Below are 12,218 nucleotides of genomic sequence, written 5' to 3' on the forward strand. Positions count from 1 at the left end.
AAAATAGTAAAAGCGTTAACAGCCCTAATCTTTTAAGCGGGTTTCTTCACTAGACTTCCAGTTATAAGCCCCATAAAACAGCATCTGTGCTTGGCGCGTACAGTTGTGTAGCATCAGCTGCTTATTTTCTTCAATCTCGTTTAAATCAATTTCATCATCGTGGTCTTCGGTATAAGTCAGCTCCAACCAATCTATAATCCAAGAAAAGAACATATTAACCCCAGCCTCAGCCAATAGGCGGCGGTCATAGTCATTGATATGAGTAAAGGCAGGCTGTAGTGCTAGGTCATCAGCTAAGCTTTGCGCATGTTTCTTAGTGAGCTCATTGATGGCTTTACGCACGGACTCTGAGCCGCCATAGCGCTCACTGACTAAAAATTGCCAGTAATAGGGCTGATCGCTGACCATATATAAAAACAGCTGGATACTCTTAGCGATTTGACGATCGAAGCTGCGCTTACGACCAATATGTAGACTATCACTTAATATGGCCAGCGTACCGCCCAGCTCCTCAACCACCAATGCTCGTCCAAGCGATTCCATATCATCAAAATGCCGATAAAACGCCGTTGGCACTACACCAACCTCACGCGTTACCTGTCTAAGGCTGATTGAGCTAAAAGATTGCCCGGTCATACACAGATCCAGCACTGCATTAAAAAAGGCATGTCGAGTTTGAAGTTTCTTTTGTTCGCGACTACTCATAATATTTCAAAATTACCTGATAGATGTTTATCATACTCATTTCATTGCAAAAATACGAATGAAATATAGGGTTATCGTTGATGGCTCGGTTTTTAGGTTCGGTTTTTAAGCTTAGTTTTTAGACGATGGTGCCCCAGTGTCCTTGGAGCTCTTGGGCTAACCGATACGCTTCATGGTCGTTCATACCAGTGATAAAGTCTAAGACATTGAGCATATTGTGATAGGTATTGTCTGATAACACACGACGATGCTCCTCAAAATATGGCTGTAGCAATCTTAGTAGCCGCTGTTGCTCAAAGGACAACGGTGTGTTTTTCTCATTAGTCCAAGCCAACGGCATAAAAGCATCGAGCAAGCTCTGCAGACATTGATTGGCCATCAGCTCCATGCGTACTTTACTTGGGTGATTAAATATTTTTTCACGTGCCAACTGCTTAGCTTGGGAGATACCGCTCTGAACGCTCGCATCACAATGGGTAAACAGGCTGCCGTTTAATGTTCCCGCGAGCATAGCATCACTGTTAGTAACAAAAGCATCGGTCACGGCATTGATCAAGCGCATCATGGCTCGTGCCCGTAGAGATGCCAAATGCTGTCTAACTGACATGTTTTTAGGCAAGCTGATACTACTCGGACGCTCGCCAATCAGCTCATAAAAGATTGCCGCGACCTCAGTATAGGTTAGCATATTGAGGTTGATACCATCCTCTAAATCTATCAGCGCATAGCAAATATCATCGGCGGCTTCTAATAAGTAGGCGAGGGGATGACGGGCAAAACCATCGTGTTGTTCTGAGCGCGGCAGACTTAAACACGCTGCCAGTTCTTCTAACTGCGCGGCTTCACTATAAAAACAGCCAAACTTTTGCACGTTGGTAAGACGTTCGCCTTGATAAATGTCGTTGCGATGACTAGCAAGCCAAGGATATTTCATAAACGCGCCCAACGTTGCACAAGTCAAGCGCATGCCGCCTGCGTCAGGGTGATGCTCATTGCGGGTCAATATGCGGAATCCTTGCGCATTGCCCTCATACGCTAGTAAATCCAGCTGCTCGTTACTGCTCAGATTTTGCAACACTGGCTGTCGGTCAGGGTGCATAAACCAGTCGCGAATAGCATACTCTCCAGCATGACCAAAAGGTGGGTTGCCAATATCGTGGGCGAGGCAAGCCGCTTGAACAATCACACCGACATCAGCTGGCGTGACTCCATTAGGTAAACCAGCAGCTAATTTATCATGGAGCTTCTCTGCTGCCATGACACCCAAAGAACGTCCAATACAAGATACCTCAAGCGAATGCGTTAAGCGCGTATGAATACCCAATTGATTGGTTAATGGATGAACTTGGGTCTTTTGATTGAGCTGCCGAAAGGAGTGCGAAAATACCAGTCTGTCATAATCCTTATGAAAGGAGGAGCGCGCGCTGTCTTGAGCGGGGGCTTTTTTATTACTGCCCAGACGTTGTGCATTAAATAGTCGCGCCCAATGCTTAGCAGGACTGCTTGGTTGATCAAATTGAGTACTCATAAATCATAGCTCACTATTGATTATTATTATTTTAAACGATTTTAGGGGCTGTCCTTATCATACTAAAATTACGTGCATAAAAAAGCCAGCACAAAGGCTGACTTTTGATTGTTCTATACTAAAACTGTGCAAACAGGCTATTTAATATTTAACGCTAAAAGTTGAAGTTTTAACCTTAAACGTTAAAACGGAAATGCATCACATCGCCATCTTGTACGATATAGGTTTTACCTTCTAGGCGTGATTTACCAGCAGCAGCTGCGCCTTTTTCACCGTTGTATTCGATAAAGTCGTCATAAGCGATGACTTCAGCACGAATAAATCCGCGCTCAAAATCGGTGTGAATCACGCCGGCGGCTTGAGGGGCGGTAGCACCAATAGCGACAGTCCAAGCGCGAACTTCTTTTACGCCTGCGGTAAAGTAAGTCTGCATGTCTAGCAAATCATAACCACCACGAATGACCTGATCCAAACCGGCTTCTTCCATGTCCATTTCGGCCAAGAAGTCTTTTTTGTCATCTTCATCAAGCTGGGCAATTTCCGCTTCTATTTGGTTGCATAAAGCGATGACGATAGAGTCTTCGCCAGTGGCATAGCTACGTACGGCATCTAGGTATGGGTTATTCTCAAAGCCATCCTCAGAGACGTTGGCGATATACATGGTTGGCTTTAGAGTAATAAGACCATAACTTCTGATCATTTTTTGCTCGTCTTTGTCTAAGTTAGCACCGCGAGCCGCTTTACCTTCTGCTAATAACGGCTCGATTCTTTTGAAGATATCAAGCATGGCGTTAGCGTCCTTATCGCCGCCTTTGGCCTTTTTGGTTAGGTTAAGAATAGCACGCTCAACCGCTTCTAAATCTGCCAATGCCAATTCGGTGTTGATAGTCTCTATGTCATCAATTGGGCTGACGCGACCATCAACGTGTACCACGTTGTCATCATCAAAACAGCGTACCACGTGGGCAATCGCATCGGTCTCACGGATATTGGCTAAGAACTGGTTACCCATGCCTTCGCCTTTTGAGGCGCCAGCGACCAAACCGGCGATATCAACGAACTCCATCGTGGTTGGTAATACGCGCTCAGGCTTAACGATTTCAGCTAGCGCTTTTAGGCGTAAATCTGGTACAGGAACGATGCCTGTATTGGGATCTTTGGTACAAAATGGAAAGTTTTCAGCGGCGATACCCGCTTTGGTCAAGGCGTTGAACAGGGTGGATTTACCCACGTTTGGTAGACCGACGATGCCGCAATTAAAACCCATAACATGCTCTCAATATATTGATAAAATCAGTTGGTATAAGACTTAGCAAAATAGTAAATCAAAATTGGGCGTATTGTAGCAAATTTAACCCAATATGGGTGAGGTTGTTATGCTATGTGATTGGATTTTCATGCCTCATGATCGCTTACGTTTCGCACTTTCATTATTATGCTAAGCTACGTCTTATTTATCTAACTTTATAATAAATGGCGCACCAAAAAATATCAAAATCAAAGGCAGTATCTGACAATGACCACCACAATTTTTGCGACACATCATTATAATTATCCACAAAACTTCATCGAAATGAAGCCCAAACTTAAGCAGCTTGAACAGGCGATTAAAAAGCTTGAAGCCAATTTGATGAATGCTGATGCTAAGGTGCTAGATCAGCGTCTTGCCAGTCATTTGGGTTTGCAAGTCGATTACGCCAGTGAGCTTAATCCCAACCAACTCTTGGCCGCGACGACAATCGACGGTAAGGTATTGGTCATCGCTGGTGCAGGCTCTGGCAAAACCAAAACTCTGACCTATAGAACCAGCTACCTGATAGAAAATGGCGTGTCGCCAAAAGAGATTTTGCTATTAACCTTTACCCGTAAAGCCGCCAATGAGATTAAAGGTCGGGCTAAAACCTTGCTGGCAAGTTCTTTTTCTACCGACAATCTAAGTAACAGCAAAGCGCTAAACGATATCACTAGCGGTACTTTTCATTCTTTTTGCAATATGCTACTGCGCCAATACTCAGGATTGTTGGGCATCAATCCGCGCTTTACTATCTTAGATACGGGCGATAGTGAAGATGCCATCGATTTGATTAATAAAGAAAAAAAGTATCCGACTAAGATAACCAATCAAGCATTTCCGCGTAAAAAAACCTTGCAGAATATCTTTTCAACGTCTAGAAATCGGCGCATTCATATCCGCGAGTTAATCGAAAGTAGCTACCCTGATATCGCTGTGCACATTCCCATTATTGAGCAATTGGCGGTCGATTTTCATGAATATAAACGCGCCAATCATTTATACGATTTTGATGACATTATCAGCCAAGTAGTACGCCATTTAAAGCATAATGATACTTTTCGGCAGCTATTACAAAAGCAATATCGTTACATCATGGTCGATGAATATCAAGACACCAATATCCCGCAAAAAGAGCTAATCGACCTTATATGTGCACCTGCGTCGGTGTCGCTAATGGTCGTCGGTGATGACAACCAAAGTATTTATGCCTTTCGCGGTGCCAATTATGAGAATATCTTATTATTTGGCGAGAGCTATCCTGAAGCAAAGCTCATTAAGCTTGAGCAAAATTATCGCAGTACGCCTGCTGTTTTAGACTATATCAATGCCTTGTCCGCTCAAATCACCTTGGGCTATCAAAAGCAGTTGTACTCTGCGGTATCCGTAGACGGATTAAAGCCGGTATTTCGTCGTTTAAGCGATGAAACTAAAGAAGCGCGATATATCGCTGATAAAATTATAGAATTGAAAGACGACTACGATTACCAAGATTTTGCGGTATTGTGCCGAACGTCTTTTCAATCGAGTTATGTGCAGTTAGAGTTTATGGAGCGCAATATTCCGTTTATTGTGGTAGGCGGCATTCGCTTTATCGAAAGACGGCATATCAAAGATGTCTTAGCCTTTGTCAAAATACTTTATAACCCCAATGATACCATTGCCTGGCATCGTATCTTAACCTTGTTTAAAGGCGTGGGGGCAGTTACTGCAACGCGATTGACTCAAGCGATTAATGTCGACAATAATTCCTTTGAACCTTTATTAATGCCGTCATTCGCTAAAAAAAGTCCACAGCTTAAATCACTACATACGACTTTGACCAAAGCCAGTCAGGCAGAATCGGTCGAAAAAGTTATTGCGTTAATTTTAGAGTTTTATATTCCTATTTTGAAAACGATTGAAGAGAACTGGCGCGAGCGCAGCGAGGATTTTCGCGTCCTAAAAAACTTAGCCACAGAGCATGATAGCCTTGATAGTTTTTTAGAAAATTTGGCACTCGATCCGCCTAATGATTCGGTTGCTACCGCAGGCAAGGCTAAGCAAGGCGAGGAAGAAACTGATAAAGTTACTATCTCTACCATTCATAGTGCCAAAGGGCTTGAATGGCCGGTGGTGTTTGTCAATTCATTGGTCGATGGTATGACCCCGCATTACCGCTCGCTGAGTGATTTTGAAGAATTGGAAGAAGAACGTAAGCTGTTCTATGTTGCCTGTAGTCGCGCAAAGAATAGGTTGTTTTTAACAGCGCCAGAGTACTTCTCAAGCTATTCAGGGTATTTCGACAAAGTATCACGGTTTATTGCAGAGTTACCCGCTGATAAGGTAGTGGTCGAGACCAGCAAAAATTCTATAGATGAGAGTGATGATCCAGTGTGGTGGTGAGGGGTTACGCTTTTGAGTTACTCATCTTATAAAGTAATTATCATTACGCTAAGCTACTACTGACAGCTGCCGTCAAATCCGTAGAAACAATCTTAGGAGGTTTTAGTTACGGATCAATCCGACTTACCTACTCGAAAAATCATCACTGGATAATATCAATAGCTAATAATAACAACTAAAAGGATATACCATGAATATCATTATCAAGCTTACTATCCTGATTGGTATTGTTATTATTACGACGTGCGTATGGAGTAGAACCATGAAATCTGAAAACAATCAAACCGATGAGATGACTGTTAGATGGGGAGTTATTGACTCCGAAGCCACCTTTAATGATAAAAAAGACTCAGAAGATACGCTCAAATTAGGTGTAGAGTTTATCAATTCTAAAGAAAATAAAGATTTAAATACTGCCTTTTATTTGGCTGATGGTACTTGGCTAAGAACTATTATTGGAAGTGGTGGCTCGCGTTGGGGACAAAATGGCGCACACCCTCTTGGTGGTAACCCTTTTGAACAACCGCTGCCAGAACGCCTCAAGCTCACTTATTACAGCACAGTAAATGATAAGTTTTACCAACTAGACACTCTACTACCTATGGACAAAATACGACCGCTCTTTACTAACACTAAAAAAAGCACAATGGAAGAATCAGCAGTTGATGTGCCTTATGTCAACGTGCCTCTGTTTTACCGTAATATACAAATTGCGACTGCACCTGAAGGTTGGGTTATTCTCTTTGCTATTGGTAACTTTGGTCAACGCATAGAGCTTGGCGCTTGGCAAGCTACCGAGATAGAAGCTAGATATGGTACTGATGTACTTAGGGCTGTGAATACTGGCTTTGGGCCTTTTAAAAATGATGAAGAAGAAAATCAAATAAGACAGGAGTTTAGGCAAGAGTTTTTTATTGATAACCTAAAAGAGAGAAGTCCTGAAGTTTACGAGAGGTGGCGGTCAGGCGATTGGAAGATCAGCGCAGACTGGTATAAGCGTATGCAGATAAAATACCCTTGGAACTTTGACATTACCATTGATGAGCATGAATGGAATGGAGAGTACTATGCCCAGTTTGCTAATACAGAAGCATACGATGTTGTAGATGAACAGGTAGCGAAGGAGAAGACCGTTCTAAAGGCGGTTCCCAACACTTTCACCACTTGGGTTGCTGACAAAGAGACTGGACAACGTCATTATATTGAAGTGCATTTCTTCCCTCGCCCTAAATGGGATGCTTCGCTATACCAACCTTATTATCAGGACCCAAACCTTGATTATTTATCTAAGCGCTTCGAACATCTATACCCTAAGCGCTCTTACATGACCAACGATGAGACTGTCGATGCAAATGAGTTTGCAACCGTAAAGCTACATTTTAATAAAGAGTTGATATTACAAGAAGCCTATCTACAAAAAGGGGCTGAAAAAATTCCACTTGATGGTGCTTATCAGTATTATTTATCCCCCGTCGCTAAAGGCGCTTTTTATCAATATACAGATGGTTACCCTCGTTTTATTACGAAACCTAAAGTAGAAGATTTGAGCGATCCTGCTTTTGTAGATATTGATTAGTATCCTTTGCCTTACTTAATATCTTGAAGTGGTAGATATTGTATAAACAAATAGCTATGAGCTGAGTATCTAATAAATGATAGATATCTAAGCATCAGCTTCTATATTAACCATTGGTTCTTCAACGGTATTGACCACTCTAGATTCGACGTATGAGCTGCGGTAAGACTGGTCGGTAGTGATTGGATAAATCTGTAAACGTTCCAGCTCCGCCAATAAATCTTCAATGACTTCCTGTTGATGGGTTATAAAGGTAGAGGCGAAGCAGCGCCAAAATTTCCAACCAGCACGCTCAAGGATACGCTGGCGTTGCATATCGCTTTCCCATTTATCAGGTCCATGATATTTATCACCATCACATTCGATAGCTAAGCTATTGTCCTCTTCACCTTCTACAACCATATCAATTCGGTAGGCACCTGCTTTAACTTGCGGCATGACTCGATAGCCTCTTTCAATGAGAATGTCGAAGACTTCTTTTTCAAAAGGAGATTCACACTTATCACGCAAATCCGCAACTTGCTCTTCATCTTGCATAAACGGCGCTTGGAAGTGTTTGATGAGTTCTGCTCGATAATGGTCAGCTTGGCTAAGCTCGTCCAGCTCAATACTACGTACCAGATACATTCTATCGCGCGCTCTTGAGGCGGCGACATTCATGCGCTGGGCGAAGGTGTCTCTTGTTTGCGCATGGGCAGCTCCTGGCGCAACGACCAATGACAAAAACATGATATCGCGCTCTTTACCTTGAAAGGTTCTAGCATCACCGCAAGCAATATCAAAAGCGGTCATGACAGCCTCATCCAACTTTTTATTGAGTAACTCCATAATGTTATGCGCTTGCTTATTACCTAGTAACGAAACGACACCGATGGTTTTATCTTTATAAGCTGGATCGGACGTAATCGTTTTTATTTCATCGACGATAAACCTAACTTCTGAAGGGTTAATATCTGAGCCATTAAGCCGATAGCCATCTGCGATATACACATCAATTAATGGTGGATCTAGGCGTTCTGAGGGTTTTGCTTTACGTAATGGTATGAGTTCATGATTATAAAATTCACGTTTTGAGAACTCGATAATAGGCGCAACACTACGAAAGTGTTCTTTTAACATGACGGTGCTATCAGCAAATACCACTTTAAATAAGTCATATATTGAGCGATCAGGTGACATTTGTGAGCGATATACAGGCACTTGATTGCTCAGATATTGCGCCATGAGGTTGCGAATTTTTTCGATATCGAGACCAACCCCTTCTGGTGAAACCTGCTTATCGTCACCCACGATTAAAACTTTTTTCGCTCTCATGATGGCTGGTAATGCGGTCAAATCAGATTGAGACGCTTCATCGATGATAACTAAGTCAAAACTGCCGAACTCTGCTGGCAAGGACTCAGAAATACGATAATGCGGCATAATCCAACAGGGGATGGCAGCACTTGCGCCAGCAGAGGCTTCACGCGCTTCTCGGCGATAATAGTGGGCGCCTTTGCCTGTGCCTTTACCAATACGCATAATGGCGGAGCGGTATTTTTCTAAAGAAGCTCTAACGTTTGGCGTTGCATTTTCTGCGACTTTTAGCCAAGCTCTTTTGGTGATAGCTTGTTGATAAAGCCTTGCTAAATCTGACTCTAAGCGGCTACGAGTTTTGGTTAGATTAACCAATTCTCTGCGCCCATCTGTGCTGTCTATAAAGCTCATTAATCTATTAAGCCGCCAAATTTGCTGCCAATTATCAGGCAATAAATTATCGGATAACAATGTATCGGATAACAATTTATCTTCAGATTCAACACAAGGCTGACAACGCAATTGTTCCGCCCAGAGCGGCGCACCATTATTTTCAATAATCTCTGTGATGGCAGCGACAGTCTCTAAACCTGTTGTCAGATTATCCACTCGCTGTAGCTCAGTTAGCAGATTTTCCCACGTTGTCTGTAATGCAGCATCAGACAACATCGGACTGCCAACTTGTTGCTTTAAAAAAATAACAAGTTTTTCACTAATATCACCATTACAGTCTGCAAGCTCGTTAAATAATGACTCTTTTAGCGTTAGACTTTCTGCCAGATTATGTTTCTTTAAATGTTGCTCAAGGGTGTTTTTAATTTCAGCTAAAATATCTTTATTGTAATGCGCGTTAGACAGAATATCCCAGTCTAAAAATATAGCCTTTAGAGCTTGTTTGATATTGTGCTGTAGGTTTCTGCTATTAATAATGTCTTCATATAAATAAACGGCTGAATTTAAATTAGATAAGTTATCAGGCACGACTTCAAATACAGGTAAAGACAGTTCGTTCGATAACGCATTCCATCTCACAATAAGGGCTTGTGACTTTTTCCTAAACGCTATAAAGCTTGATATATATTGCCAATCCTCTACGCTTGCGGGCGGTGTTGAGATTATCATAATAGCTTCAAGGTTTTTCTTTTCGACCGACTTACCAAAAATCCCCGCTATACCAAATGGTTTTTTGCCTTCAGATAGGTTTTTGACCGCACTAACAAGTTCTGGGTTTTTATCAAAATCATCAGCTATCGTGATGGGTTTGGTTAAATAAGCCGTTCTTTCATTAAATAGAGATTTAATCTCATCGTTAAGGATGTTTAGATGTTGAATAATATCTTGCTTCGTCTGGTCATCTAAATGCTGCTGAATATTAGTTGTCCATTCCTGTCCAACCGCTTCCGTTTTTTGCAGAAGATCAATCAGATGGGAGGTGTTAGCAGCAGCTTCGTGAGCAATGCTTATAGTGTTAGTACTGTCGTCTACTAAACTTGGAATCTCGCCTTGCTGCTCGGCTTTTTTTAATTCGTTGGTATAAATCAAATCTTGGTGCAGTTGCTTTATCGTATTAATAGGCGGCATGTTGGCAACAGCAGGGATTTTTTTATCAAGATAATCCAAATCAATGCCGAGCGTTATTCTTGCTCGTTTTAGCTCAGTAATATCGGCAGGAGTAAATCGAGGTGTAAAAGTATTTTCTATGCCTAATGTATCGGGGAAGCTTTCGATCAGCTGCCTATTTTGAGCAACCTCAGTTGCTGCGTCTATTGGTTTAATCGTTTCGCTATCCAGTACGATATCATCAAGATTTAACCGTGCCCAAGCGGTAATATTATTATCAGTGCTGGCCAACTGGGCATGAACGGTATCAACTTGGTCATTTAGCATGACGATTTCTTTTTTGTAGACCTCGCGGTTGATACTAGAAACTTCACTCGATATTTTTTTAATAGTATATTCGAACTGCTTTAGCCCTTCATTTTCACTGGTCAATAGACTAACCGCTAATGGTCGAATAGATTCAGGCAGTTGCTCTTGCAAGACTTTTAGAGCGGGGTCTTTCATTGAGGTGACCAAAACTCGCTTGCCCAGTGCTAAGTAATGACAAATAACATTGGCAATGGTATGCGTCTTGCCAGTACCAGGAGGGCCTTGAACGACCACACCATCGTGGACATCCAGTTGTTGTATGATTTGTACCTGCTCATTATTGAATGCTTTGGGGAAATACAACTCTGCTGGCGTGCCTACATAGTTATCACTGCCATTCACCATGGATAGACCGCGATAAGCAGGTAGTATTACTTCTCTATTTTCTGTAGCAGGTTCTGTCAAGATGGCGGTTAGAGCGCTTGGTAAATGAATGTCGTCACTGTTTTCGAGTGTGACCGCGAACTTAGCCAAGTCTTGCAAAAATATATTATTACTTCTAGGGCGCGCCATAATCACCCATGTATCGGTGACGATAAGGTTATTCTGAGCCTTAGGTATTTTTCGCGCATCAGTACTTGTGTGCTCTGGCCAATATACGCCAGAAGAATCAAGCAAGGTCACCGCTGATTTTAAGATAGGCTCATAGCTACTGGGTAAAAAAGGATTTAATACAACATCTTCTGACTCATAAAACTGTTTACAGACTTCTAATAGTTTAGCCAAACCTTGATTCTCATCCATAGAAAAAGGTTCGGTTTCAAAGATGGGAGGCGTTAAGCTAGGCTTTATGAGTAAAGCCATTGTTTTTTGATCTAATGCTATCTCGATAGTCTGGGTTAATAATGGATACTTTATTTGCTCGCTGTTTTGTTCATTATCAGAATCTTTTTGTACAGCAATACCCACACCCCAAACCAGCTCCAATGATTCGTCAGCCAGATTGCCTTGCAGCATTTGATTGAGCTTAAATAGCTTTGCATATAAAGCAATACTTTGGCGTACAAGTTTTTCTTCTATCAGCCAAGGTTTCCAGATATTGTCGATATAACGTTTAAACTCATTTTGCAGCATATCTCTATCAGAAAAATCTTTTAGATAAATTTCTGTGGTTAGTGAGTCATCTTCTAAAGCTGGTTGCTCATCCTGATGGTCATCCTTAACCTCAAATGGGGTAAATGCTTCCTCATAATCTCTAAGGCCATTATCTGCTAATTGGTGTGCCCTGATTTTTGTTTTCAATAAAGGTTGGTCGCTGAACTTTGTTGGCATATCCAACCAGCTTGCTAATAGCGCGCTGCTAGGTTGTGGGGCAGAGTTTTCACGTAAGCGCTCTAAACGAAGCCAAACATCCTCGGAGGTGTCGTCTGTGACATTGAGACTAATACCTGGCAAACCTATCACTTGCTCCTCAGTACAATTGAAATCGTTGTGTTTAACGAAGTCTTGAGTAGGAGTCTTTTTCATCAAAGCGCACTGCTTAATGAATTCAATCTGAGAGGCCAGTC

At 42.1% G+C, this 12,218-nt stretch carries 6 protein-coding genes; 2 read left to right on the forward strand and 4 right to left on the reverse strand.

The annotated features are described in order from the left end of the window. Positions 1-24 precede the first annotated feature (24 nt). From EI162_RS02870 to ychF, 3 genes are all read right to left on the reverse strand, one after another. On the reverse strand, positions 25-705 hold the full coding sequence (locus EI162_RS02870; RefSeq protein ID WP_192522925.1) for a TetR family transcriptional regulator: 681 nt from the start codon (positions 703-705) through the stop codon (positions 25-27). Positions 706-823: 118 nt separating this feature from the next. Next, a complete protein-coding gene (locus EI162_RS02875) occupies positions 824-2,233 on the reverse strand; it encodes a deoxyguanosinetriphosphate triphosphohydrolase (protein WP_192522926.1) in 1,410 nt (469 codons plus the stop codon). 175 nt (positions 2,234-2,408) lie between these two features. Then, positions 2,409-3,500, reverse strand: a complete 1,092-nt coding sequence (ychF, locus tag EI162_RS02880) for a redox-regulated ATPase YchF (protein WP_192522927.1) — start codon at positions 3,498-3,500, stop codon at positions 2,409-2,411. A gap of 249 nt (positions 3,501-3,749) precedes the next feature. On the opposite strand from ychF, the gene EI162_RS02885 reads away from it, so the two are divergent. Together EI162_RS02885 and EI162_RS02890 are read left to right on the forward strand one after the other, a co-directional pair. Further along, positions 3,750-5,909 (forward strand): ATP-dependent helicase, encoded by a 2,160-nt coding sequence (locus EI162_RS02885; RefSeq protein WP_192522928.1) that lies wholly within the window; start codon positions 3,750-3,752, stop codon positions 5,907-5,909. Positions 5,910-6,099: 190 nt separating this feature from the next. Further along, positions 6,100-7,485, forward strand: coding sequence for a DUF2931 family protein (locus EI162_RS02890; RefSeq protein WP_192522929.1), 1,386 nt, complete (start codon positions 6,100-6,102; stop codon positions 7,483-7,485). Between the two features lie 87 nt (positions 7,486-7,572). Here EI162_RS02890 and EI162_RS02895 read toward each other — a convergent pair whose 3' ends face one another. Continuing rightward, the gene (locus EI162_RS02895) at positions 7,573-12,177 is read right to left on the reverse strand and encodes an AAA domain-containing protein (RefSeq protein WP_225736895.1); all 4,605 of its coding nucleotides are present in this window, start codon (positions 12,175-12,177) and stop codon (positions 7,573-7,575) included. Positions 12,178-12,218: the final 41 nt, after the last annotated feature.

Origin of the sequence: Psychrobacter sp. FME6, assembly GCF_014861365.1 — a bacterium.
Lineage (GTDB): Bacteria > Pseudomonadota > Gammaproteobacteria > Pseudomonadales > Moraxellaceae > Psychrobacter.

Excerpts from the sequence above, each read along its gene's own strand:
- EI162_RS02895 (WP_225736895.1), bottom strand. The coding sequence starts at position 12,177 with ATGAAAAAGACTCCTACTCAAGACTTCGTTAAACACAACGATTTCAAT.
- EI162_RS02885 (WP_192522928.1), top strand. The coding sequence starts at position 3,750 with ATGACCACCACAATTTTTGCGACACATCATTATAATTATCCACAAAAC.
- ychF (WP_192522927.1), bottom strand. The coding sequence starts at position 3,500 with ATGGGTTTTAATTGCGGCATCGTCGGTCTACCAAACGTGGGTAAATCC.
- EI162_RS02890 (WP_192522929.1), top strand. The coding sequence starts at position 6,100 with ATGAATATCATTATCAAGCTTACTATCCTGATTGGTATTGTTATTATT.
- EI162_RS02870 (WP_192522925.1), bottom strand. The coding sequence starts at position 705 with ATGAGTAGTCGCGAACAAAAGAAACTTCAAACTCGACATGCCTTTTTT.
- EI162_RS02875 (WP_192522926.1), bottom strand. The coding sequence starts at position 2,233 with ATGAGTACTCAATTTGATCAACCAAGCAGTCCTGCTAAGCATTGGGCG.